We start from the raw sequence: 23,325 nt of genomic DNA on the forward strand, positions 1-23,325 counted from the left end.
CCCCTTTCGCCTTACGGTATTTCGCCCAGTCGTATCGGGCAAGGCATAATGAAATAATCGACGCGTCAATGATCCGCAGGGGATGCTTGAATAGTTTCTTCATCTTTCCCGCAAGGCCCTGCGCCTTGTCCACCACCGCATGAAACACCTCTTCAAAAACATGCCAATCCCGTTTTTCCATGGCGTCGCAGAAGGTGGAGCGTCTTAACTGCGGCAAGCCAGCATGATATAATTTTGAACTAGTGGCCCGCAGTGAGTTTTCTATCTCCCGGACGCTGAAACATCCTGACAATTGTCCGTAACCCATCAGCTTGAATAAATCAAAGGTCGAGAGGGTTCTCACTCCCTTGTCCGCCTGGTGTTTCTTTACGGCCTTTTCAAAATCAGATCTGCTGAGGTGTCTTAACAAACTGGCTAATACGGTGGTAAACTTGGTCATAGCTTGTATTTCCTTCTGGTATATAGAGTTATGTCAATTCCTTTATACCATTTAAAAGATCGAAATACAAGCTTTTTCCTTTTTTATCTACTTAAACCGGACAGCAGTGATCCAGGAGTAAGAAGTAGAGGACCAACGACAAGGCCAACTGGAAATGTTCAATGATAACTAACCAGTACAGCCGCCTTTAGGCGGCCCATAAACAAACCGCTTTGAGCGGTTCACAAAACAAGCCCCCGGCTTTGTCGGGGATACCTGACTCCTTATCATACAAAGAATTAACATTGCGTTCGACAGGACTCGAACCTGCCACCTACGGATTCGAAGTCCGTCGCTCTATCCAGATGAGCTACGAACGCATATCACAATATACAGGTGGATGACGGGGGTCCCCTTCAGCCCTCGACATCCTGTCTCGGGCTTCCGGGCCGTGGTTTAGCCCTGCCGCCGGCGCCATCCATGGCGCCTCTTCCTCCCGCTGGTCGGCGGGCTAAACCTTTCGACCCCCGCCGTGCACACAAACAAAAACATACAGGTGGATGACGGGGGTCCCCTTCAGCCCTCGACATCCTGTCTCGGGCCTCCGGGCCGTGGTTTAGCCCTGACGGCGCCATCCGTTAATACCTACCATAGGGTGGATGACGGGGGTCGCCCTCCGGCCCTCGACGTCCTGTCTCGGGCCTCCGGGCCGTGGTTTAGCCCTGACGGCGCCATCCGTTAATACCTACCATAGGGTGGATGACGGGGGTCGAACCCGCGACATCCAGATCCACAATCTGGGACTCTACCATTGAGCTACATCCACCATCCAATAAGTATTTCTACTATGGGATAATTAGCGGGTTTTGTCAAGGTAATAGGCCGGGCCGGGATCCTTTTATCGGTACTTCTTTACCCCGTATCCCTAAACCGGGCCCGGATTTTCGCCGATATTGGATCAGAGGTATACATTATGAATGAAGGCATTTCGGATTATAAGACCGGGATCGATATCCTTGAGCGGGAAACCGCGGTTTTAAGAAAAATTGCCGCCCTCCAGGATTCGGTCAGAACCGCGGTGATGAACCGGGATTGGGCGGATTTTGAATTACTTCTCAATGCTTTGCAGGAATACGGCGATCAATTTGAAAGCCTGGAGTCGGAACGGGTCCGGTTTTTTTCCGTCCCGGGGGAAACAAGCCCCGGTAATGATGAAAATGTGGGTTTTTACGCCTTGACCACCCGGCTCCCCGAAGCGGAACGGACCGCCTTAACCGCCGCTTACCGGACCCTCAAGATGGAAACCCTCAGGATGCGGCTGATCAATAATTCCCTCACGGAATACCTCAACGAAGCCAGAACCGCCGTGGCGGCCTTCCTCGAAGCCGTCTTCCCCGACCGCAAGGGACGGCTCTATTCCCGGCGCGGGATCCAGCGGCCTGCGGATATGCGGAGTATGGTCTTGAACCATAGTTTTTAAGGAGCAAAAAATGACCTCGACCTTTTCAGGAATCGAAATAGGAAAACGGGCGGTAGCGGCCCACCAACAGGGGATCAATACCACCGGTCACAACCTCTCCAACGTCTCTACCGAGGGATATTCCCGGCAGCGGGTGGAATTCTCTCCCTTTGAACCCCTCTACCTTCCCGGGTTGAACCGGGAGGAGACCCCCGGTCAGATAGGTCAGGGCACAGTGGTGGAACGGATAGAGCGGATCCGGGACCAGCTTCTGGATCAGCGGATCATTGCCGAGGCATCCGGGGAAGGGTATTGGGGGGCCCGGGACCCCTACCTCCGTATGATCGAACAGGCCTATCTGGAAGTCGGGGAAAACTCCATCCGCAGTAAGATGGACGCTTTCTGGGATTCCTGGCAGGAACTTTCGTTATACCCCGGGGACACCCCCCAGCGGATAGCGGTGGTTGAACGGGGAAAAACCATGATCGACGGGATCCGGGATCGTTTTAACGCCCTCAGGGGGCTTCAGGATATGGTGGAAGAGGATGTGCGGCTTACGGTGGAACGGGTCAATGATCTTTCCCGGCAGATCGCCGGCCTGAACAACGATATTCAGAAGATCCGCGCCCAAGGGGATAACCCCAACGACCTTCTGGACCGCCGGGACCTCCTGGTGGATAAACTTTCGTCCATAGTCAGCGTCACCGTGGATCAGCGGGACCCCGATGAATTTATGGTTTATACCGGGGGAAGGGTGCTGGTTCAGGGCCGCATCGGCCGTCAGTTTGACTTGGAACGGGGGATAGATACCGATGGTTTTTCCCGGGTAGTCTGGGAAGATACCGGGGATGAATTGCAGATCCACCGTCAGCGGGACCATCACAGCGGGAGCCTCGGGGCCCTATTGGAGCTGCGGGACGGGACCATCCGGGAAGAAATCCAGGCCCTGGATTCGGTGACCATGAATTTTATCGACATGGTGAACGAGATCCACCGTTCCGCTTACGGCCTTAACGGGACCACGGGAAACGACTTTTTTTCCGAATACCCCTTTGTGACCAATGTGGCGGGGAACTATGACCGGGACGGAGACGGGGCATACGACTCCAGCTATGTTTTCAGAATAAACGGGACCAATGCCCTGGAAAGCCGGGCCCAGATCGGCCTTGAGGGGGTGATAACCCTATCGGGCGCCGCGGGGAATGTGGAAGTTCCCTATTATCCCACGGATATGGTGGTGGATGTGGTGAACCGGATCAACAATTCCGGCGCGGAGGTTACCGCCCGGATCAACCGGGAAGGCCATCTTTCCCTCAAGGGAACCCCCTCGGCGAACCGGGACAATCCTGACTTTGTGATCCGCCATATCGAAGATTCGGGCTACTTCCTTACCGGGTATGCGGGGCTCCTGAACGAACCGGGGGCCGAAGGGGCCTATGACTGGGGCGGACCGGATGCGGTGGAAGGCCTCACCGGCGGAGCCCTGGACTACGCGGTGGCCCCGGTGGCCCATCCCGCGGGGTGGATTGAGGTAAACCCCGCCCTGCTCCGGGATTCCTCGTCGGTGGCTGCGGGCTTTGGGGAAAACGGCCGGTCGGCCAACCCCGGTAACGGGGAGGCCGCCCTGGCCATTGCCGCCCTGAGAAACACGGCGGTCATGGTGGGACAACTGCGGACCTTCGACGACTACTTTGCCGATGCGGTAGGCCGGATCGGGATCCTGGGGGAACAAAGCGGCCGGTCCCTGGAAACCCAGAATCTTACCATGAAGCAGCTTCGGGACATGCGGGAATCTATTTCGGGGGTCAACATGGATGAAGAATTGGCGGCCATGATCAAGTATCAGCACGGCTATGCCGCGGCCGCCCGGTTCATCACCACGGTCAATTCCCTGCTGGATACTATTATTAACCGGATGGGAGTATAAAAACCTTGAATTTTCCGGGTGCGGAAAGACAGAGGAGTAAGGTATTATGAGAAGAATTTCCACGGATATGCCGAATAACGATGCCCAGTACTATCTGAGGCGTCAGGAAGAGGGGCTTGCCGGTATACAGGCCAAGATCGCCGGACAGACCCGGCTGCGGGAACTCCGGGATGATCCCCTGGCGGCGTCCCATGCGGTACGGTACGAATCATACCTGACCCGGCTGGAACGGTTTGAAACCAACACCTTTCATGCCCGGGAACACTACCAAATGGTGGAAGGGAACCTCCGGCACGCCAATGACATTATGCAGCGGATCCGGGAACTTTCCGTCCAGGGGGCCCACGGTACCTATACCCAGGAGGATCTGCGGTATATGGCGGTGGAGGTTAACGAACTCCTCAAAGAACTGGTGTCCATATCCAACACCATCGGTCCCGACGGCAAGCAGCTTTTTGCCGGGGACAAGGTCTTTACCGAGCCCTTCCGGGCGGTGGAAGGGACTGTCCAGGGGGGAGGGGAATCCATGGTGGTCCGGGTGGAATACCGGGGCGCCGGCCCCTCCCGCCGGACCGAGATAAGCGAAGGGTCCTATGCGTCCCTGGACATCGGGGGAGGGGAGGCCTTTTGGGCGGAAAAGATGCAGATCTTTTCCACCGCCGACGCCTCCGATTACCGGGTCATTGATTCCGGAGCCTTTTATGTGGATGGCCAGGAGATAAGCGTCAATCCCGGGGATACCCTCCATGCCATTGTGGCCAAAATAAACGACTCCTCCGCCCCGGTCAAGGCCTATGTGGACCCCGAAACCCGGGGACTCGCCCTGGAAGGGACCAACGCCCACCTTATCCGCCTGGAGGACCGTTCCGATTCCCGGGTTTTACAGGACCTGGGGATCATCACCGCCAATAGTGACCCCGGGGCGCCCAACTGGCATCCCGCGGCCCGGGTTTCCGGGGGTTCCGCCTTCGACATGGTGATCCGCCTCCGGGACGCCCTGTTCCGGGGGGATCAGGAATTTGTGGGGAGCCAGGGCATAGGGGGTATAGACCTGGCCATGAGCAATTTTGCCAGCCGCCTCACCGACCTGGGGAGCCGCTTTGAGCGGGCGGAAATGACCTGGAACCGGCTCAACCAGGAGATCCCCAATGTTACCGCCGCTTTGGGCAGGGAATCGGGCCTGGACTTTACCACCGCCGCCACAGACCTGGGGATGATGGATTTTGCCCACAAGGCGGCCCTCCAAACCGCCGCCAAGGTCATTCAGCCCACCCTGCTGGATTTCCTGCGTTAAGCAAGCCGCCGGGAACTGAAGTTTTAGCGGTTCCGTTAATTTATTTGAGGAGAAAGAAGTGAAGGTTGCGACCAAAGCCTATGGAATTATCGAGGTGGATGAACGGCAGAAGATTACGTTTCCCGCGGGACTTTTTGGGTTTGAGGGGATAAGGGACTATATACTTTTGGATGCGGAACGGCAGCCCTTTTATTGGCTCCAGGCCCTGGAAGTTGAGGAACTTGCCTTTATTCTGATCAATCCCTTCCTGTTCAGGCCCGACTATGAAGTGGAGGTGGATGACGGGGAATTCCGGGAGATCGGCCTTTCGGATCCTAAAATGGCCCTTACCTTTTCGATTGTTACCATCCCGCCGGAGGGTCCCATGACCGCCAACCTCCAGGGGCCCCTGATTATCAACCGGGAGTCCCGGCTGGGTAAACAGGCGATCCTGACCGATACCCGGTGGAAAACCAAGCATGATATCATGGAAGAGCTGGCGTCCGTAAAAGGGACGGATGCGGCGAAGAAGGCCCCATGCTGATATTATCAAGAAAAATCAACGAAAAAGTGATGATCGGCGATGATATTTCCATCTCCATCATAGAGATCCGGGGGGATCAGGTCCGCCTGGGGGTGGATGCCCCTAAGAGCGTGAAAGTTTACCGGCAGGAAGTATTTGATGCGATCAAGGCCGAGAACAAGGCCGCCGCCGCCTCAACCCCGGTATTTCCAGAATTCAATTTTGAAGCCCAGCGGGACCCCCTGTAGCAGCCGAAAACAGGAGGCCTGCCGGGAGGGAAAAAAGCCCGGTTAATCCTTGTTCTGCTCATAGACGGTATTAAATTTCTCATTGATGGTAAGGAATACATCGATCAGGGAAGGATCAAATTGGGTTCCCCTGCTTTCTACCATCTTTTGGACGGTTATCTCGTGGGAAAGGGCCGTCTTATAGGCCCGTTCCATCCGCAGGGCGTCATATACGTCGGCGATACTGACTATCCGGGCGGCCAGGGGGATCATTTCCCCTTCCAACTGGAAGGGGTACCCCGAACCGTTCCATCGTTCATGGTGGCTCAGGGCAATTTCCTTTGCCATGGGGTTGGGGTAGGTAGACAGAATAAAGGCGCCGTTTTTGGTATGCTCCCGCATGACCGTCCATTCCCAGTCGCTCAAGGGCCCCTCTTTGTTAAGAATATCGTCGGGGGTGCCGATCTTTCCCACATCGTGCATGGATGCGAGAAAGCCGATGTTATCGATAAAATCCGCGTCGATCCGGTCGTAACCGGGCTTGTGGTACAATTCTTCCGCCAAACACCGGGAATAATAATTTACCCGGACTATGTGTTTGCCCGTATCATTATCCTTGAGTTTCGAGGCTTCCAGGAGGCTCATGAAGACGCTACGGAGCAGCTGTTTGTTTTCTTCCGTTACGTCATCAAACATGACCACAAATTCCCGGGGCCGTTTGATATTTAAATCCGCGGAGAAAAGATATACCCTGGTTTGAACCGTCACCATTTCCCGGGACTTAATCCGGGCTTCCCCCCTCCAGGAGTAGCCGTTATTTCCGTTAAGGATGGTCTCCCGGATCTCCCGAATCGCCGCCGTTTCAAAAAATTTACCAAAAACATCGATAAAATACCTGCCCGCCAGATTAAAAAACCCCGTAAAAAGGCGTTCGCAGGCAGGATTGGTATACACGATCCTCATTTTATTATCGATGAGTAATATCGGAAAAACACTGTTAAGAAATGGGTTCAAGGTAGAAGAGAAAAATTTTGAAGTCTCCCCATCGTCCGGTTCCGGTTCGGGAGCTTCCTTGGATACCTCTTCGAGTTCCTCCAGTTCTTCCAGGGGTTCTAATTCGTCATAAGATTCTGTTTGCTCGATCATATACTCCAGCTATACTTTAAAAAATTAAACCAAGAGGTTATTTCAAAATTTACTCATTTGAAATCGTTTCATTGAGATGTAACTCCGCATCGCTTTTCCGTAAGTACAACGGCCCCAATAATACCTCGTTATTATTTAATATAACAATATTTTTCGCAATGTCCAGTAATTCCCGGCCTTTTCCGTTTTTATGGCAGGGATCGACCAAAAAACCTTCCGGGGAAACCGGTTCGCCCAATTCCGGCTTTATCATATCCGCATCGGGCCCGGTAAGCAATACCGAACCCTTGGGGAAAGCCGATCGGATAAGCTCCAGGATTTCCCCGGGAGCCGCATCCATATAGGGGGAAATCCGCTCGGTTCCCCGGTAAAGGGCGGTAAAATAATGCTGTTTCCTGGCGTTAATTACCGGCAGCACCGGACCGGGCCAAACCGAATAGGCATGGGCCATACAATCCAGGGTAGGGACCGAAACCATGGGGATCCCCAGGGCAAGGGCCAGCCCTTTAGCGGCGGAAAATCCGATCCGCAGGCCCGTAAATGAACCGGGACCTTTCATACAGGCGATCCGTTCCAGGGCTTCCGGTTCTAAACCGGCTTTTTTTAAGAGCATATCCACCCCTTCCATGAGGAGTTCGGAATGTTTAAGCCCGGCGTCAATTTCGAAATACCATAATCGGTTATTTGCGGAAAGGGCTATTGATAAAACTGAGGTAGCCGTATCCAGGGCAAGCATATTCATGGATTGAACTCCTCCATGGTAAAGGCCGGAATACGGATAAGGCGGCGATTTTCCTCAAGCAGGGTTATTTCGACGGTTATCACATCCGGGGGGAGTGAGTGGCGGAGCAATTCGCTCCATTCAATGACCGATACCCCCGGGCCGTATAAAAAATCCTCCCCTCCCAGGGCGCTAAAATCATCATCCCCCCCCAGCCGGTAAACATCTATATGATAGAGGGGCAGTTTCCCCTGGTATTCGCAGATAATGGTATAGGTCGGGCTGGTAATTTCCTCTTTTACCCCCAATCCCCTGGCTATGCCCTTGGTTAAATAGGTTTTTCCCACCCCCAGCCCTCCCCTCAGGGCAACCACGCTTCCGGGATGTAAAAATCCGGCAATCCGTTCCCCGGCATGGATCGTCTCTTCCGGGGAGGCCGAGATAAGTTCAACCAGGCAGGCCTCCTGCATCATCCAGATTGATGACAAAGTTCTTTAATTCCTTAAGAAGGGGCGCCAGGGGATAATCTACCGGATCCGAAACGGATAAGGATATTTCTTTAGCGCCGGTGGGTTTGGTCTCAATCATAAAATCAACACGCCGTTCTATGGATTTACTTAATACTTCCATAACGGCAATACCGGAAAAATGCCGGCGATAATAGATAGGAACATCCTTTCTGATGATATCTTTGATTTGAAGTATTTTCATGTACCCTATACCTGCTTCAATTGAACTTTATGCCGACTCATATTCAAAAACCATCGCATTTATCGTATTCCAAGCCCGCCGGGGTACTTTAAGGAATTTAATGTGCATAATGATAGATCCCATGGCCCCGCTTCTGTTGATCCTCAGCACCTGACCCAGTACCGCCAGGCGCTGTTCGGAGGAATAAGCGATTTCAATTTTTAATCGTGAACCTACCGCGATAAAGGTGGATGTTTTTATCGCGCATCCGCCTATGGAAATATCCAAAATAGCCCCTGAAAATTTACGTTTATCCAGGATCAATTTTTGTTTTTTCTTCCGCCCCCTGCCGGATTCTTCAATAAATACTAAATAAAAATTGCAGGACATACTGGCCTGTTTCCGCCGGGATTTACGCTGGGCCATGTTTTTTACCTTATGGGAGTGGGCCACCTGGAGAACGGTTCCCCGGGAAGTATCGGTCTTCTCCACCACCCTGGTATCAAAGGAAAAGCCCTTACTGGATTTGGTAAAGAAGGAGAGGGTAACTTTGGCTCCCGTAGTGATCTTTACCGGGTTTCCCAGGGCATTCACGGGACATTCCACCGAGAGACTATCCCTTCCGGACGAAAGCACCTTTACCGGGTAGCTTTCTTTTCCAACGATAAGGACCACGGTGGAATTCGCCGCCACCTGGGTGGTGGTCGTGATGTTTCCCGTAGCTTGGGCGTTGTCTATGATGTTTCTGAGGGAAAACAGCAGGGAAAGTTTTCTTTGTTCCTCCTCTTCGGTACTGGAGGTCCTTTCAATGGTTCTATAGGCCTGCCTAAAATATTTGTCCAGGAGCGTGGGGTTCTCCATGACCCGTTGGAGATCACTAACCCCCGCGGCCCTAAAGATCTGTTCCAAAAGCTTTTTTTGATCCCGGTCCAGCCCGTAGGAATTTGCCAGCCGGTTCAGGGCAAACACGCTGAATTGGCGGCCGGCGGCTTTTGTACTAGAACCCCCCGGACTGGAGGCGCCGAGCCCGTGTTTGATAATGGACCCCAGGAGGCCCCCCACCAGAACGACACCGATACCAATCAAAAGGATGATCCCCGCCATGGGATCATCTTCCTTAAAATACTGAACATTCTCCTGGAGTAACGATAATTGTATTCCTGAAAACGACATCATCATGATTTTCCTCTTATGAAACCGCTCTTTCCACGGAGCTCCTCAGGGCGGAATAGAGTTTAAGCAGCCGGGGCGCTAATTCATATTCCGCGAGGTCACCCACCAGTACCGCGTCCTTTACCTCATAGGCGGCAAGCAATTCCTTTAAGGCTGCCGTAAATTCCTCAATAAACGCCTGAATCGAAAGGTCCTCCACGGTAACCTCATCCGTCAATAAACCCTGTTGGTTTAAAAGAGAGATAAGACGGTATAATTTTTCTATTATACCGGAAAACAAAGCAACCGTTTCGGCGGCTTGTTGGTCCTTGCCGGTTTGAATGTCCAGGGGCAGATCCTCAAGCCGTTGGACTATACCGGTGACCGCCCCTCCCATAGACAGGATCTCTTTTTGGGGGTTTTCTACTTCCCGCAGGCGTTCATCGATAAGGTATTCCATTTTTTGGGGGGATAGCCCTTCTCCCTGCAGGGTTTTTACCATGCTGTCGTACAGTTCCGGCGCTTTTTCGGATAAAAATACCCCGGCGGGACTTTGTTTCCATTGTTCCCGGAGCCGGTTCTGTTGATCAAATAGGGCGTCCCCATAGGTTCCCAGGGCCTCCCTGGCGGTAAAAAGGGCTTCCGCCAACAGCTCGGAATGGGTACTGGTTTTTATGGCGACGGTCTTTATTTTTTCCAGATCCCACTGGAACGCATCGGCAACGGAGTCAACGCCTATGACCGCCCCGTCCACCTGTAAGCCGCTTAAGGTATGTCCCAGACCCAACAGCCAGTCTTCTATTCCCGAGAGGAGTTCCCCCAGGGTCTGTTCCTTTTCCAGGGTAATATCCGCAGGGTTTCCGTTGATGGTTATATTCATAAAACTTACTCCCTACCGGTTATTATTGTTATTGGCCCGCTGGCTGAATTGTTCCAGGGAGGTAGACATCTGTTCCATCCGGTTATAGGCGCCTTCCATTTGACCGTATTGCAGTTTCAGGGCCGCTTCTTTAGCCGCAAGCTGCCGGTCCAGGGTTTCTATTCGCCGTTGATCCTGGGAAATCCGGGAATCGATGGTTCCGGTCTTAAGGGAGATGATACCGCCGCTTTCCACATAGGGTTTGGAGATGTTTTCCAGGGAATAGGCAATGCCGGAATCAACAATGAGATCCCCATCGGTATCGTTACCAAAAAGCTGCTGTATAGCCTGGAGCTTGGTTTCCAGAGCATTATCCAATACCCGTTCGTCAATTTCAAGGTACCCCCGCAGTCTTGAAGGATCGTATCCCGACCCGGCCCCGGCCCCCCGTACATCGGTCCCAATCCCTATTTGGCTGAACATGGAAAGATCCCGTTCCGCCATGGTAGGGTAGGGGCTTCCGGCGAGGCGCTGCAGGTTTTGTTTAAACTGGTTTAAGGTAGAATCCCCGGCGAAACTTCCGAGCCGCTTTCTCAGCTCATCCTGTTCTTCCGTGCTCAAGTAGGAAAGTTCCTGGATGATCCGGTCGTCATTTCGGGTTAAAACATTTACCTCCGCCATGAGCCGGTTGTAATTTCCCACCAGAGAGAAAATGGCGTTTTTAACCGATTCCCGGTCTTGTTCCACCCCAAGTTTCACCGGCCGATCCGACGGTCCCCGGACGGTGAGGTTTACCCCGGGGATAAGGTCGTCGATACTGTTGATGGGCCGCTTTACCGTGATCCCGTCCATAGCAACCACCGCGTCCTGGGCAAGGGATATGGGGTTTTTGGGTTTTATTCCCCCCTGGACATCGGGGTCAAAGACCCGGATGGAACGGATGGAAATATCCCGATGGGTATTATCGTTTACCAGGGCCATGGAATTTATGGTTTTATCCCCCGCGATATCCGAAAGCCGGTACTGATAGGCGCTAAAATCCTCCGAATCCCGAATGGGGGGGAGGATGGCTTTAGTTCCGTCGGAAAAGGTCAGGGATAACACCGCCATATTGTCCCGGCGGACCGGGGGAGGAGGAGGCTTCCATTGGGGGATAGGTACGGAGGAAGGGTCATTTTCTATGGTAATCCCCCCGTAACTCACGGAAGGCGGATCGGGAATGGCGGGTCCCGGCGGTGGTTTGGGGACAGGTATATCTTCCGGGGCTATTACCTTTGTGGCGGTTTCAAAGGCCAGGACCAAACCGGGACCGGCCCTCAGGCCGGGGTCAACGGGAATGGAGACCCCCCCTCCCGCCGCTACCCGGAGGATATCCTCCCCGACAGAGACCGCCTCCTGGGGACCGGAAATTTCTCCCAGGGCGGCTTGGACCAGGGGAATATCCCGGCGGGAATCGCTGATTCGCTCGGCTAAGCCGGTTTTGACCGCCAATGTTTCCATATCGCCGGAAAAACCCAGCCGGTTTGTCTCCCCGGTGAGCAGGGACTCTAAAAACAGGGACTTGGTTCCCGGTTCTACCGTGACCAGGCTGGCCCGAAGCTTATCCCGTCCCTGCCGGTTCACCGCTTCGGTGAATTCCCGCAGACTCCCTCCCCGGAAATCAAAGGAGATCTCCTCCCCCCCCAGGGAAAAGGCATAGGATCCGCCTTCAACCCGGAAGGAATCCTCCAGGGGAGCGGACAGAAAACGATCCGCCTGGGCGATTTGTTTGACGATAAAATTCCGTTCCTGCTGGGTAGCCTCCCTGGTGGCGGTTCCGGTAATCACCAACTCATCGGAGGATCGCACAATCCGATCATTAAACGGATTTTGGAACGAATAGAGGATCCGGGCGCTTTCCCGCAGGGTAGTTATACGCCGGCCTACATCCTGCCAGTAGGTTTTCTGGGTTTCCAGATTTTCTACGTTTTTATCTATCCGTTCCTTGGGAATACGCTCGACCCGCATAAGGTTTTCGATGAGTTTATCGCTATCAAATCGGCTCGTTACTCCCGGCACATATATATCGGACATACCCTGTCTTTGCTTTCCCTATCCCCTTATATCCGTTCGTCAAAAAGGAAACCCAAGGTTTCCTTGATCTTCCCATGCAGGCGCTGAAGTTCTTCCGGGGGAAGCACCTTGATTACCTTATCGGTTTCAGGGTCAATGACCTTGACCGTAATTTCATGGGAGTCGTGATCCACCATATATTTAAGCTTTTTATTAAATACGAAACTGATTCGTTCAAGCTCCGCCGCGGTAGTTTTGATATCTACCATATCCCGATTTCCCGGCAGGGATGATTCAAATTTTTCAATGGCGGCCTTTTGCTCCGCCATTCGATTTTGGGCCGATAGCTGCTGCTGCCGCGCGGCCCCACGATCCTGCGGGAGTTCCTGTGGTACCACCGGATTTATTCCGTTTCCCACCATGGCAATTTGAATACCCATCGGTACCTCCCTGTAATGGACGCGTTTAAAACCAGGGCGTCCTGGGGGTTTTTGTTGGATAAGACGGTTTCAACCCCGGTACGGGTTGACTCCCCCTTCGATAACAAAAATAATCCCCCCCTTGTATAGAATCCACCCCAAAACAAGCGTTTTGGGAATGTCCCCGTAATTGAGCCAGTTTCAAAATTCGGTTAGCCTTAAAACTGGCTCTGCAAAAGCGGCCTAAAGGCTCGCTTTTGCATTTAAATCTAAGGTTGCTGTTTCAAAACTGAAGTTTTGAAACAGCTTCAATTATTTGCGGGAAAAACAGGCTTTTGCCCGCTTTTCCTCATTTCCGTATCAGTAACGGAAATCATGGCCTTTAAAAAAAAGACGGAGAAGGGCGCGAACCTTCCCGTCTTGCGTTTAAAAGACGACGTCCAGAGGTCTCTTACCACGCTTCAAAATAAAATAATGCCGTTATCAGCCAAGAAGCTGCAACACCGACTGGGTCTGCACATTGGCCTGGGCCAACATTGCGTTCCCCGCCTGGGACAGGATCTGATCCTTGGCATAGGTCACCATTTCCGACGCCATATCCGCATCCCGAATCCGGGACTCGGAGGCCTGAAGGTTTTCCGCCGCGATGGCGACGCCCTCAGAGGCCATTTCAAACCGATTCTGATACGCGCCGAGATCGGCCCGCTGCTTTGAAATTTGCCGTAACGCGGAATCCAGTGTACCAATAGCCTTATTTGCATCCTCGGGGGTGGCAATCGTGATGATTCCCGTATCCCCTTGGGCGCTCTGTAAGCCCAAAGCCTGGGCGGTCATGGTACCGATAAAGACCTGTTCATTTTGGTCCATATTGGCCCCAACCTGGAACTGCATAACCCTATTGGTTGCCGAATCCCGGGCAAACGCCCCGGTCATGATGTTCATGCCGTTAAATTGAGCATGGCTCGCAATACGGTTAACCTCATCGACCAACTGGGAAACTTCCACCTGGATTTGCATACGATCCTCATCGGTATAGATACCGTTGGCGGACTGTACCGACAGTTCCCGTAGACGGTGCAGAATATCCTGGGTTTCCTGAAGATACCCCTCAGAAGTCTGAATAAAGGATACCCCGTTCTGGATATTACGCTCCGCCTGGTTTAACCCCCGGATCTGGCTCCGCATTTTTTCGGAAACCGCGAGTCCCGATGCGTCATCTCCGGCCCGGTTGATCCGCTGGCCGGAGCTTAAGCGTTCAATGCTTTTCGCTACATCGGCCTGGGTCACCCCGAGATTACGGTTGGCGTATAAGGCGCTCATATTATGGTTAATTATCATTCATTACCCTCCATGCGTTGATAACCCCGGCTATCCATAGCCAAGGCCGAACCGCAGGGACCATTACCGCGGAGAACCTCGCGCCGATTCTCCGCGGCTTTGGATTACGGAACGAATCGTTTGTCAGCGCTGTTTTGCCCCTAAAAAACGATCCCTTCTGCCCTGTGCATCAACAAAGGGTATTTGTCAAAGAACCCCTTTCCGAAAATTCCTTTCCGGAAAAATAACCCCCCGCAACTTAAAAGGGGTTTTGGGGGTACCTCCGGGCTTGCCCTCGGGTTCCCCCTAACCAAGGCCGGGTTTTCAACTTTGAAAACCCAACCAACACTATTTTATACTGTAACGTTCTATTGGAGAAGTTGCAAGACGGAGGTGGTCCTTTGATTCGCCTGGGCCAGCATGGCCGTCCCCGACTGGGTCAGGATCTGATCCCGCATATAGGCGACCATCTGGTTCGCCATATTGGTATCCCGGATTCGGGATTCCGACGCCTGCAGATTCTCAGCCCCTATGTCCAGACCCACCACCGCATGTTCCAACCGGTTCTGATAGGCTCCCAGGTCCGCCCGCTGCTTGCTGATTAACTTCAGGGCCGTATCCAGGGTACCGATGGCCTGGTTGGAAGTTTCCGGGCTTTCGAGGCTGATGAATTCCTGATTCCCGGTATTGCGGAGCCCCAGACCCGAGGAGGTCATGGTACCGATAAAGACCTGTTCCCGCTGGTCCATATTGGCGCCGATGTGGAACCACATGGAAGCGGTAACGGTATTGTCCCCGGTCTGACGGGCAAAGCGGCCGGTAAGCATGTTCATGCCGTTAAATTGGGCATGGCTGGCTATCCGGTCTACTTCATCCACCAGTTGGGATACTTCCACCTGGATCTGCATCCGATCCTCATCGGTATAGATGCCGTTGGCGGATTGTACCGCCAATTCCCGGATCCGTTGGAGGATATCCTGGGTTTCCTGTAAATAACCTTCACTGGTCTGGATAAAGGAAATGCCGTTGGCGGCATTGACCGAGGCCTGATTCAAGCCCCGGACCTGGCTCCGCATTTTTTCGGAAACCGCGAGGCCGGAAGCATCGTCTCCCGCCCGGTTGATACGAAGTCCCGAAGAGAGTTTCTCCATGGACTTGGTAAGGCTACCATTGGTAACCTTGAGGGACCTGTCGGCGAACATCGCGCTCAGGTTGTGGTTGATGATCATGTCATCCTCCTTGATAATGTCTACCGTCTGGCATCCTTGCCTTCGGTTGTGGTTAAGTATTCTTTTTTACCGCCGATATTTTAATTACCGGCCCTCCCGGAGAACCCCTTACCGCGGATCCGGAACTCCCCCGGGGGTATTAAAAATACGTAACCATCTCTTATTTCGGCATATTATTGCCGAAACTTGAGGGTTTTTTTAATAAAAATTCAAACCCTTCCCTGTCAATATACCCCCAATTCCAAAAAAAAACAATAACAAACGGGCTGTTTCAGGGCAAAACCATGGGAACCCTTACCCCCCCAGCGCTTAGGTCCGCTTGGAAAGGGTGTTTTTTTCGTAGTCCCCGATCGGGGCAAGCCAATCGGTTCCCACCGGTACCCCCGCCTCAAGGCAGAGTTTGTCCCAAACCGTGGCAAAGGGGAAGGTTTTTAATTCCTCCATCAGGGCAAGCCGCTCGTGATTTTTACCGGCCTTTTCCGCCTCCACCAGGAGTTTGGTGGGTTCCAGCAGGGCATCCAGGATACCCTTCCGCAGGCTTCGGGCGCCGATGGTCCATGCGGCGATACGGTTTATGGAAGCGTCAAAAAAGTCCAGGGCCAAATCAATACGATCCGGGGCGTTTTGCCGGAAAATTTCCCGGCATACCTCCCGTAATTCGTCGGAATAGAGGCACACATGGTCCGAATCCCACCGGATCCCCCGGCTGAAATGGATCAGCAGCCCCGGGGTAAAGAGGAGTACCGCGGATATTTTATCCGAAATAAGTTCGGTCGGATGAAAATGCCCCATATCAAGGCATAGTTTTACCTGGTTTTTCGCCGCGTATCCCAGATAAAAGTCGTAGGAACCCACCACATAGGCCTCGCTGCCTATGCCGAAGAGTTTACATTCCACCGCGTCGGTGACGGTTTTGGGGTCCAGGGGAACGGCGAGGCTCTCGTCCAGGGCCTCCCGCAGCCGGAGCCGAGGACTGTGCCGATCCGCGGGGAGGTCCTTGGACCCGTCGGGGAGCCAGATGTCGTTTACCGAAGGGGAACCCTGGTTTGTCCCAAAGGCCGAGGCGATCCGCCGGGAAGCGATGGTATGGCGGATCCAGAATTGACGGATCTTCGGGTCGGCGCTGGAAAGGGTACCGTTCTCGGCCAGGGGATGGGAAAAAAAGGAGGGGTTCAAATCCAGGGGGATCTTCTTTTTCTTGGACCAGGTCATCCATTTTTGGAAGTGCTCCGGTTCCAGTTCATCCCGGCCTATCTTTTTACCCTCGGTCTCGGCGTAGAGCATATGGAGGTTAAAGCGTTTCTTCCCCGGTATCAGGGAGAAGGCGAATTCCGCGTCCGCCCGCAGTTCCTCCCCGTTTCGGGCCCGGCCGGGGTAGTTTCCGGTGGCGAGGATCCCCCCCCCGGAAAGCCCCTGGGATCCCTCAAAGCCGGTTACGTCGTCCCCCTGCCAGCAGTTAACGGAAACCGGTACGTTCAGGGCGGCTTTGATGGCCTTATCCGTATTAACCCCGATGTTTGCGTAAACTTCCTTGGCTAAACCATAGGCTTGTTCCAGCGCTTCTTTGTTTTGGTAGGGCTTCATAACTATTTCTCCTTGTTGGTTACTCCGGAAATGCCGGAACGATACCGTTCCACTTCCCAGGTATTGATAAAATCTATTTTATCCGCCGCCATAAATCGGGGGCCCCCAAAGGCCTGGGCGTAAACCCCTACCTTGATGGTATCGGCGAAAAGTTCCAGGGCAAGCCGGACCGCCTTTTCCGAAGGGCCCACGCCGAAAACCCCCACCCCCTGGAGGGCAACGATTTTCGGGGGACGTCCGGTTTTTTCCAGATGGTTCTTCCAGGCTTCCCTGATGAAGCGGGGCATATCCCCTCTGCCGCCGGTATCTATAAAAAGGGGAGAACTCCCGGAATACACGATATGATCCGGGGTAAAGGCGGAAGAAACGGGGTAAAATGCGGCGGCATCCTCCACCAGGGCCGCGATTTCCCGGTTTCGCTCAAAAATGGCCTGCCCCCCCAGCTCCGCCAGAATGCCGGCGGCCTCCGCGGAAGGACCGTATTGAAGGGTTTTGCCGGAAAAATCCGGCTTCCGGGTGATTTTTGCGCCCAGGGTATCCATAATATACCGGTAAATGTCCCGGATGCCTTCGGCGGTATCCGCCCCCACAAAAACCCCGTGGTTTTGCAGCAGGATGATCGCCGCCGGCCTGCCGGACAAACGGGTCTGGGCATCCATGGCTTCCTTTACCACCCGGGAAAGGGTATACCCCGGGTTAACTTCGGGGATCCACAGGGCTTTTTCGCCGAATAAGTTCCGCCCTTCCTCGGCTCCCCTGACCGAACAGGTCAGGCCGTTGACCAAAGCCGGATGGGTATGAACCACCAGGGTAACGGGAAGCATGTCGTGGAGCAGGGTTTCCACACTGGGGCGTTTTTGCTCTTCCCCGGGCATTTTAGCGGCCATCATATCTGCCAGAACCGCCGCTTCCCGGTCATCCGCGTTTTCGGGGTATATTTTTTCCCATATACGGGCCAATTTATCCCGGTCCATCCGGACAAAACCATCGGCGGTAATATCCGAGAGGGGCGTCCCAGAGCCTTTGATAAAGAGGATCGAACCGTCTTTCAACGAGGTATTCCCCCCGCCGGCCACCACATAATCCGAATTAGCCCCATAATACCGGGACAGGGTAATAAGTTCTGTGAGATCCATAGATTATTTTAACACTCCTCTTTAAATAGTACATGGATAATTATAGGCAGATGATGGACTTTTCATGGGAACCGCCGCCTACCATACCCCCGGTACATTCCCGGGACAGCGCTCATTGACGGATATATTTTTTCCAATCCGAGGGGGCAACCCCGGTTTTGTTTTTAAAAAGCCGGGAAAAATAGTACTGATCCTCAAAACCTAACTGAAAGGCCACCTCTTTAACCGTCACGTCAGCCTCTTCAAGGAGGCCTTCGGCCTTATGGATCTTGATATGAATGTAATACTGATAGGGAGTCATGGACGTATAGGTTTTGAAAATTTCATTGAGTTTTGAGGGGCTTACCCCTATCTGTTCGGAAATGCTCGATACATTAATGGCCTTAAAAACATTCGTTTCCATAAGATATTTGGCCTGCTCCACGATTTTTTGATAATAATTGGGCTGCTCCGAACGTCTTTCATGGGTCAACATTTCGGCGATCAGGGCCAGGATCCCCGAACAGGCCTTGAGCTGATAGAGGGGCTGCTGGGTCCGCACTTCCCGCAGGATCTGATCGAAGATCGATACGATGTCATTATGGAGCCCTACGTCAAAAAAGATATGCTCCCTGGCAAGGATCCCCTTCTCCACCAGGGTGGAATAAAACCCGCCTTTAAAGCCGACCCAGTATTCATGCCAGCCTATTTCAAATACCGGTTTATAAAAATGTTTTATCCCCGGAAGGACCAATAAAAGAGAACCGGGCGTAACCGTATAGGTCTGCTGGTCCACCCCAAAGATCCCTTCCCCTTTGGTGATATAGAGGATTTGAAATTCCTGCAAGATCCGGCCTTCCGCCACCTGCCGGAAAAGGGCGGGATGTTTATTTTTGTTCGGAGGATAGACCGTTTGGGGTTTTACGTCCACATTACCCGCGGTGGTACATACCATCCCGATTTTTTCATCTTCGTCGCTGTAGGGGAGGTAATGTAAGAAGGAATCCCAGGTTTCCTCGGAAGAATTTCCCATAATGGTTCATAATATAAAGTTTTATCCATCCTCGCAAGAGTAAAGTCCATGGAACATGCGTTTTTTCCCCGCAGTTTATCCGGGGCACCTATATCGGCGCTATTTTTTTAATTATGTCCGCCACCGCCGCGGCCAGTTGGTAATGTTCTTCCGGATCCAGGTGGATGCCGTCCGCTTTGCTGCTCTGTATGATTTTACCGGCGTCCAGAAATTCCGCCCCCCACTCCTGGGCAAACTGTCGATAAAACCCGGGAAGTTTCTTGGATAATTCCACACAATCCCCGAACATATTTTTAAAAGCCGGGGCATCCACCGTTGGGGGAGGGCAGATCATAAGAACCTTGGGGCCGGCATTACCGGGGCTGGTACGGGAATCCCTAATGGCCGTTACCAGCCGGCCTACTCCCCGGGCAATATCATAGGCGCAGGGGTTGTACCGGATCTTGAGATCATTGGTCCCCAGCATAACCACCACCACATCCAGGGGTTTGTGGCTTTCCAGAATGGGTATCAGTTGGCGCAGACCGTTCATATCCCCCTCCACGGGATCTTCCCTGCAGCTGGTCCTGCCGCAGAGCCCTTCCTCATCGACCCAATAGGCGGGGGCATCCTCCGGGGCATTAAGGTTAAGTAATTTTTTTAGCACCATGGGCCAGCGGGTTTTATGATCGTACCGCTCTCCTGTTTGCGGGTTATAGCCCCAGGTATTGGAATCACCGTAACAAAGGATGGTTTTCATCGATTCGCTTCCTTATATAAGATGGGGATAGTATAAACCGGATCCGGGCCCGGATCAATTTGCCCGTCCCGTAAGGAGGATACTTCTCCATTTCCAGGTGAGGGGTCCCTGTTTTATCCGGAGGGAAAGCAGTTCCCGGATGCTTAAAAAGTCCCGCTCCCCCAGGGCCCGGGCAATAAAGGCGCCCCAGGTGGAACGATCCCGGTCAAACCAGGCGGCCAAGTCCCGTTCGGTAAGGAGCCGTTCCTCTTTTTGGTCCAGTACCGAGAAGGTGGTCTTTAACCCCCCGGCGGTAAAGGCCTTTTCCAGGATTTCCCCGTCCCAGGTCCAATACCCCCCCTGTTTGGTAAAAAAGTCCTGTTCCGCTTCCTTAAGGTTTTTTACCAATGCTTCGGGGGGAGGCTCCGTTCCCCCGCATTCATCCGCCAGGATCCGGGAGATCCGTTCCCCCAGTCGGGGGAGGGTCTGGAGGATCACCATGTCCCCCCCGGGGACAAGAAGCCTCCGGGCCCCTTGGACAAAGGCAGCCAGGGGATCGGCGCCGGCCGTTTCCGGTGGGGGGAACCCCCGTTTCCAGGGCTCCCGGGCCAGGATATGGTCAAACACCGGGGAGGAAAACAGGGCCTCCGCTTCTTCCGGGGCGGGGAGTTTTCCCGGGGGGAAAACCCCGATTTGGGGCCCTTCGCTTTCATCCAGCATTGAGGCGTAGCGGAGCAGGGCCTCCCGGGCGGTTTCGGTATCCACCAGGGCCGCGGCCAGGCCCTCCGGGACCTTCCGCAGGCTTTCCCAGAGGAGGAGGCCGTCATTGGCGGCGGGGATGAGGATCCGGTCATGCCGGGCCGGGGAACATTGGCCTAGGATCAGGTCCCGGTCGGATAAGAGGAGGGCGCTCCTCCCCGATTCCAGGCGTTTGAACCAGCCTTCCTTGCCCTTGGATGAAGCGGACCAGGAGAGGTATTCCTCCCCGCCTTCCCCGGGGTTGTCCCCCATAATAACCGCCGCCTGAAGTTCCCGCTTCCTAATCACCTCCTCCCGGATCTTCCCCTCATATCCCATCCGGGAGGGGAGGTAAAAGGTTTTTCCCCGCAATATCCGGGGAAGGTACTGCTGGGCCGCCCAGTGATCCCGGTAGGCGTGGGGGTAGATATAGCCGTCCCCGTGACCGAACCCTTCGGCATCCCTGCTGGCGTCCCGCAGGTGGTTGGGGACCTCCGCATCCTCCTTGTTCACCTCCCCCAGGGCGTCAAAAAAGGCCAGGGCGGTGTTGGATTTCGGCGCCGTGGCCAGGTAGAGGCAGGCGTGGGCCAGGGGGAAATTCCCCTCGGGAAATCCTATCCGCTCAAAGGCCTCGGCACAGGCCATGACCACGGTTATCGCCTGGGGGTCCGCCAGGCCCACGTCCTCGCTGGCCAGGATGATCATTCGCCTAAAGATAAAAGCCGGATCTTCCCCGGCCCGGACCATCTTGGCAAGCCAATACAAGGCCGCATCGGGGTCGCTCCCCCGGACGCTTTTGATGAAGGCGCTGATGGTGTCAAAGTGGTAATCCCCGTCCCGGTCATAGAGTACCGCCCGGCGCTGGATGCTTTCTTCCGCGGCCGACAGGGAGATGCGGATCTCCGTTCCCTCCGGGGGGGGCCAGGAACCGGGGCTGGTCTCTACCGCCAGTTCCAGGGCGTTGAGGAGGCTCCGGGCATCCCCCCCGGCAACTTCCACCAGGTGTTCCAGGGCCCCCTCCTCAAAAACCACTTGCCAGTTACCATATCCCCGTTCCTTGTCCGCCATGGTCCGCAGGGCGGCCTCCCGCAGGTTTTCCGTTGTCAGGGGCTTAAGCTGAAAGATCCGGCTCCGGCTTACCAGGGCCCGGTTGACTTCAAAAAAGGGATTTTCCGTGGTGGCCCCGATGAGGATCACCGTCCCGTTTTCCACCCAGGGGAGGAGGGCGTCCTGCTGGGCTTTGTTCCACCGGTGGACTTCGTCCACAAAGAGGATGGTCCGTTTACTGTAAAGCCGCCGCCGTTCGTCGGAGCGGTCTATGACCTCCCGAATATCCTTGATCCCCGCCAGGACCGCGTTGAGGCTTTCAAAGGAACTTTTGGTGGTATTGGCGATAACCCTGGCCAGGCTTGTTTTACCCGTACCGGGGGGACCGTAGAAGATAACCGATGAGAGCCGGTCCGCCTGGATGGCCCGCCGCAAAAGCCGCCCGGGGCCGACAATATGATCCTGACCGATAACATCGTCCAGAATCCTGGGCCGCATCCGATCCGCCAGGGGGCTTTGGGAGACTCCCCCGGAGGAACTAAAAAGATCTCCCATGGGGGGATATCAAAAAAAGGGCTTTAAAAATCGGGAGAAACCGATTGATTAATAGGCATTCCACTGCCAGCCTTCCTCCCCATACTGGTAGGCCCAAAGCCCTTTTTGATGGGTTGACGCGAAAAGGGGCCCATTCTGCTGTTGATAGAGGCCGGTAAGGGATTGTACCCCCAAACTTGAACGGTACTGGGCGTAATCATAGGCCGTGGTATTTACATCGTAGGTTCCTTGCCCCGGATAATGGACAGAGGAGGAACCGGGCCAGGAACCGTTGCTGCTCAGTTCAATCTCCGCAAACCCCTTGGTGTGAACCCCCACCAGGAGCAGGTATCCATTTTTGGTCTTATACGTGGCCATAGCCCGATCAAAAGACAAACCAAACGCCGCCGCCATAAGGGTGCCGCTCCCGTGGAGAATATATCCGTCTTTGGTGGATGCCGCGATGCCGCCCCCCGGTAACGCGATTATCCCCATGATGGTATGCCCGGTGGAACCGGAAATAGGGGTCGAACTACCGGCGTTAAAAATCCCGCCGGTGGTGGCAATATAACTCCCTGCCGCTCCCCGCAGAAAAAATCCTTCCCCCGAGCCGGACATAAGGGAACGGGGCGTACCGCCGCTATAGGAAAGGATCGTATATACATTGGCGGTGGAAGCGCATATATAGAGGGTGCTGCTTCCGTAGATATTTTGAAGATAGGTATATCCCGATACCGGAACCTGCGCCCATGACCCCCCGGTATTTTGGTACAAGCTGCTGTTCTCGATGATACAGTAGAGGGTACTTCCGGCGACGGCCAGATCGGTAATCGTACCGGAGGGTTTATCTATGGGGGACCATCCGGAACCCTGATTGTGGTAGAGACCTTTTCCGTTTGATACGTACAGGGTATTTCCACTGGACACTATCTTGGTGGGGCTCCCCGGTATGTAGGGCTCCTTGGGTTTTACTTCCCGGGATATATCAAAAAAGATGGGATGTTGATCGCAGGAAAAGAAAAATAAACAGAGGGGAATAAAAAGAAGAAACCACCGGAACCGCTTCGGAAGGCCAAATTGTGAAGCCGAATCCTGAATATTGGGGGGGATCCCTTGGGGGTGATTAAACAATAATTTTTCCATG

22 protein-coding genes and 2 tRNA genes are annotated in these 23,325 nt (G+C 54.0%); 5 read left to right on the forward strand and 19 right to left on the reverse strand.

The window, feature by feature from the left end; translation table 11 throughout:
- The 3 genes from LQZ21_RS02550 to LQZ21_RS02560 form a co-directional block, all read right to left on the reverse strand.
- On the reverse strand, positions 1 to 439 hold a 439-nt coding region (locus LQZ21_RS02550; RefSeq protein ID WP_411042576.1), incomplete at its 3' end, for a DUF4372 domain-containing protein.
- Positions 440 to 724: 285 nt separating this feature from the next.
- Positions 725 to 798: transfer RNA gene (locus LQZ21_RS02555), tRNA-Arg, on the reverse strand.
- Between the two features lie 374 nt (positions 799 to 1,172).
- Positions 1,173 to 1,244, reverse strand: a tRNA-His gene (locus tag LQZ21_RS02560).
- A 147-nt stretch (positions 1,245 to 1,391) separates the two neighbouring features.
- On the opposite strand from LQZ21_RS02560, the gene LQZ21_RS02565 reads away from it, so the two are divergent.
- Genes LQZ21_RS02565 through csrA form a run of 5 tightly spaced genes read left to right on the forward strand, consistent with a single transcriptional unit; the run spans position 1,392 to position 5,848 of the window.
- Positions 1,392 to 1,898 (forward strand): hypothetical protein, encoded by a 507-nt coding sequence (locus LQZ21_RS02565; protein WP_411042577.1) that lies wholly within the window; start codon positions 1,392 to 1,394, stop codon positions 1,896 to 1,898.
- Positions 1,899 to 1,908: 10 nt separating this feature from the next.
- Entirely contained in the window at positions 1,909 to 3,804 is a 1,896-nt protein-coding gene (gene flgK / locus LQZ21_RS02570) for a flagellar hook-associated protein FlgK (RefSeq protein ID WP_411042578.1), read from the forward strand.
- A gap of 46 nt (positions 3,805 to 3,850) precedes the next feature.
- Positions 3,851 to 5,098 carry a flagellar hook-associated protein 3 gene (locus LQZ21_RS02575; protein ID WP_411042579.1) on the forward strand — a complete coding sequence of 416 codons (1,248 nt, stop codon included), beginning with the start codon at positions 3,851 to 3,853 and terminating at the stop codon, positions 5,096 to 5,098.
- A gap of 58 nt (positions 5,099 to 5,156) precedes the next feature.
- A complete protein-coding gene (gene fliW, locus LQZ21_RS02580) occupies positions 5,157 to 5,621 on the forward strand; it encodes a flagellar assembly protein FliW (RefSeq protein ID WP_411042580.1) in 465 nt (154 codons plus the stop codon).
- Positions 5,615 to 5,848, forward strand: coding sequence for a carbon storage regulator CsrA (csrA, locus tag LQZ21_RS02585; RefSeq protein ID WP_411042581.1), 234 nt, complete (start codon positions 5,615 to 5,617; stop codon positions 5,846 to 5,848). The genes fliW and csrA overlap by 7 nt, the downstream gene beginning before the upstream one ends.
- Before the next feature lie 42 nt (positions 5,849 to 5,890).
- On the opposite strand, the gene LQZ21_RS02590 is transcribed toward csrA, so the two are convergent.
- From LQZ21_RS02590 to LQZ21_RS02665, 16 genes are all read right to left on the reverse strand, one after another.
- Positions 5,891 to 6,973 carry an HD-GYP domain-containing protein gene (locus LQZ21_RS02590; RefSeq protein ID WP_411042582.1) on the reverse strand — a complete coding sequence of 361 codons (1,083 nt, stop codon included), beginning with the start codon at positions 6,971 to 6,973 and terminating at the stop codon, positions 5,891 to 5,893.
- Between the two features lie 49 nt (positions 6,974 to 7,022).
- Positions 7,023 to 7,715 carry a tRNA (adenosine(37)-N6)-threonylcarbamoyltransferase complex dimerization subunit type 1 TsaB gene (tsaB, locus tag LQZ21_RS02595; protein ID WP_411042583.1) on the reverse strand — a complete coding sequence of 231 codons (693 nt, stop codon included), beginning with the start codon at positions 7,713 to 7,715 and terminating at the stop codon, positions 7,023 to 7,025.
- Positions 7,712 to 8,164 carry a tRNA (adenosine(37)-N6)-threonylcarbamoyltransferase complex ATPase subunit type 1 TsaE gene (gene tsaE / locus LQZ21_RS02600; protein WP_411042725.1) on the reverse strand — a complete coding sequence of 151 codons (453 nt, stop codon included), beginning with the start codon at positions 8,162 to 8,164 and terminating at the stop codon, positions 7,712 to 7,714. The genes tsaB and tsaE overlap by 4 nt, the downstream gene beginning before the upstream one ends.
- A complete protein-coding gene (locus LQZ21_RS02605; RefSeq protein ID WP_411042584.1) occupies positions 8,142 to 8,405 on the reverse strand; it encodes a hypothetical protein in 264 nt (87 codons plus the stop codon). Before LQZ21_RS02605 ends, tsaE begins: the two co-directional genes overlap by 23 nt.
- A gap of 27 nt (positions 8,406 to 8,432) precedes the next feature.
- Positions 8,433 to 9,563 carry a PilZ domain-containing protein gene (locus LQZ21_RS02610; protein WP_411042585.1) on the reverse strand — a complete coding sequence of 377 codons (1,131 nt, stop codon included), beginning with the start codon at positions 9,561 to 9,563 and terminating at the stop codon, positions 8,433 to 8,435.
- A gap of 10 nt (positions 9,564 to 9,573) precedes the next feature.
- A complete protein-coding gene (locus LQZ21_RS02615) occupies positions 9,574 to 10,416 on the reverse strand; it encodes a hypothetical protein (RefSeq protein WP_411042586.1) in 843 nt (280 codons plus the stop codon).
- A 12-nt stretch (positions 10,417 to 10,428) separates the two neighbouring features.
- Entirely contained in the window at positions 10,429 to 12,468 is a 2,040-nt protein-coding gene (gene fliD / locus LQZ21_RS02620; RefSeq protein WP_411042587.1) for a flagellar filament capping protein FliD, read from the reverse strand.
- 26 nt (positions 12,469 to 12,494) lie between these two features.
- Positions 12,495 to 12,887 carry a flagellar protein FlaG gene (locus tag LQZ21_RS02625; RefSeq protein ID WP_411042588.1) on the reverse strand — a complete coding sequence of 131 codons (393 nt, stop codon included), beginning with the start codon at positions 12,885 to 12,887 and terminating at the stop codon, positions 12,495 to 12,497.
- Between the two features lie 462 nt (positions 12,888 to 13,349).
- Complete coding sequence (locus LQZ21_RS02630) at positions 13,350 to 14,204, reverse strand: flagellin N-terminal helical domain-containing protein (protein WP_411042589.1); 855 nt, start codon at positions 14,202 to 14,204, stop codon at positions 13,350 to 13,352.
- Positions 14,205 to 14,551: 347 nt separating this feature from the next.
- Positions 14,552 to 15,412, reverse strand: a complete 861-nt coding sequence (locus LQZ21_RS02635) for a flagellin N-terminal helical domain-containing protein (RefSeq protein ID WP_411042590.1) — start codon at positions 15,410 to 15,412, stop codon at positions 14,552 to 14,554.
- Between the two features lie 309 nt (positions 15,413 to 15,721).
- Positions 15,722 to 16,996 (reverse strand): L-rhamnose isomerase, encoded by a 1,275-nt coding sequence (locus tag LQZ21_RS02640; RefSeq protein WP_411042591.1) that lies wholly within the window; start codon positions 16,994 to 16,996, stop codon positions 15,722 to 15,724.
- A gap of 2 nt (positions 16,997 to 16,998) precedes the next feature.
- Positions 16,999 to 18,132 carry a class II aldolase/adducin family protein gene (locus LQZ21_RS02645; protein WP_411042592.1) on the reverse strand — a complete coding sequence of 378 codons (1,134 nt, stop codon included), beginning with the start codon at positions 18,130 to 18,132 and terminating at the stop codon, positions 16,999 to 17,001.
- 112 nt (positions 18,133 to 18,244) lie between these two features.
- On the reverse strand, positions 18,245 to 19,144 hold the full coding sequence (locus LQZ21_RS02650; RefSeq protein WP_411042593.1) for a helix-turn-helix domain-containing protein: 900 nt from the start codon (positions 19,142 to 19,144) through the stop codon (positions 18,245 to 18,247).
- Between the two features lie 88 nt (positions 19,145 to 19,232).
- Entirely contained in the window at positions 19,233 to 19,883 is a 651-nt protein-coding gene (locus LQZ21_RS02655; protein ID WP_411042594.1) for an SGNH/GDSL hydrolase family protein, read from the reverse strand.
- Between the two features lie 54 nt (positions 19,884 to 19,937).
- The gene (locus tag LQZ21_RS02660; RefSeq protein WP_411042595.1) at positions 19,938 to 22,202 is read right to left on the reverse strand and encodes an AAA family ATPase; all 2,265 of its coding nucleotides are present in this window, start codon (positions 22,200 to 22,202) and stop codon (positions 19,938 to 19,940) included.
- Between the two features lie 48 nt (positions 22,203 to 22,250).
- The gene (locus LQZ21_RS02665) at positions 22,251 to 23,324 is read right to left on the reverse strand and encodes a hypothetical protein (RefSeq protein WP_411042596.1); all 1,074 of its coding nucleotides are present in this window, start codon (positions 23,322 to 23,324) and stop codon (positions 22,251 to 22,253) included.
- Between the last annotated feature and the right edge of the window lies 1 nt (position 23,325).

This window comes from Treponema sp. TIM-1 (assembly GCF_046533115.1).
Classification (GTDB): Bacteria; Spirochaetota; Spirochaetia; order Treponematales; family Breznakiellaceae; genus JAIRMO01.

Excerpts from the sequence above, each read along its gene's own strand:
- LQZ21_RS02660 (WP_411042595.1), bottom strand. The coding sequence starts at position 22,202 with ATGGGAGATCTTTTTAGTTCCTCCGGGGGAGTCTCCCAAAGCCCCCTG.
- LQZ21_RS02565 (WP_411042577.1), top strand. The coding sequence starts at position 1,392 with ATGAATGAAGGCATTTCGGATTATAAGACCGGGATCGATATCCTTGAG.
- LQZ21_RS02650 (WP_411042593.1), bottom strand. The coding sequence starts at position 19,144 with ATGGGAAATTCTTCCGAGGAAACCTGGGATTCCTTCTTACATTACCTC.
- LQZ21_RS02625 (WP_411042588.1), bottom strand. The coding sequence starts at position 12,887 with ATGGGTATTCAAATTGCCATGGTGGGAAACGGAATAAATCCGGTGGTA.
- LQZ21_RS02610 (WP_411042585.1), bottom strand. The coding sequence starts at position 9,563 with ATGATGATGTCGTTTTCAGGAATACAATTATCGTTACTCCAGGAGAAT.
- LQZ21_RS02590 (WP_411042582.1), bottom strand. The coding sequence starts at position 6,973 with ATGATCGAGCAAACAGAATCTTATGACGAATTAGAACCCCTGGAAGAA.
- LQZ21_RS02605 (WP_411042584.1), bottom strand. The coding sequence starts at position 8,405 with ATGAAAATACTTCAAATCAAAGATATCATCAGAAAGGATGTTCCTATC.
- LQZ21_RS02645 (WP_411042592.1), bottom strand. The coding sequence starts at position 18,132 with ATGGATCTCACAGAACTTATTACCCTGTCCCGGTATTATGGGGCTAAT.
- LQZ21_RS02575 (WP_411042579.1), top strand. The coding sequence starts at position 3,851 with ATGAGAAGAATTTCCACGGATATGCCGAATAACGATGCCCAGTACTAT.
- flgK (WP_411042578.1), top strand. The coding sequence starts at position 1,909 with ATGACCTCGACCTTTTCAGGAATCGAAATAGGAAAACGGGCGGTAGCG.
- tsaB (WP_411042583.1), bottom strand. The coding sequence starts at position 7,715 with ATGAATATGCTTGCCCTGGATACGGCTACCTCAGTTTTATCAATAGCC.
- tsaE (WP_411042725.1), bottom strand. The coding sequence starts at position 8,164 with ATGCAGGAGGCCTGCCTGGTTGAACTTATCTCGGCCTCCCCGGAAGAG.
- LQZ21_RS02655 (WP_411042594.1), bottom strand. The coding sequence starts at position 19,883 with ATGAAAACCATCCTTTGTTACGGTGATTCCAATACCTGGGGCTATAAC.
- LQZ21_RS02630 (WP_411042589.1), bottom strand. The coding sequence starts at position 14,204 with ATGATAATTAACCATAATATGAGCGCCTTATACGCCAACCGTAATCTC.
- LQZ21_RS02640 (WP_411042591.1), bottom strand. The coding sequence starts at position 16,996 with ATGAAGCCCTACCAAAACAAAGAAGCGCTGGAACAAGCCTATGGTTTA.
- LQZ21_RS02635 (WP_411042590.1), bottom strand. The coding sequence starts at position 15,412 with ATGATCATCAACCACAACCTGAGCGCGATGTTCGCCGACAGGTCCCTC.
- LQZ21_RS02615 (WP_411042586.1), bottom strand. The coding sequence starts at position 10,416 with ATGAATATAACCATCAACGGAAACCCTGCGGATATTACCCTGGAAAAG.
- fliD (WP_411042587.1), bottom strand. The coding sequence starts at position 12,468 with ATGTCCGATATATATGTGCCGGGAGTAACGAGCCGATTTGATAGCGAT.
- csrA (WP_411042581.1), top strand. The coding sequence starts at position 5,615 with ATGCTGATATTATCAAGAAAAATCAACGAAAAAGTGATGATCGGCGAT.
- LQZ21_RS02665 (WP_411042596.1), bottom strand. The coding sequence starts at position 23,324 with ATGGAAAAATTATTGTTTAATCACCCCCAAGGGATCCCCCCCAATATT.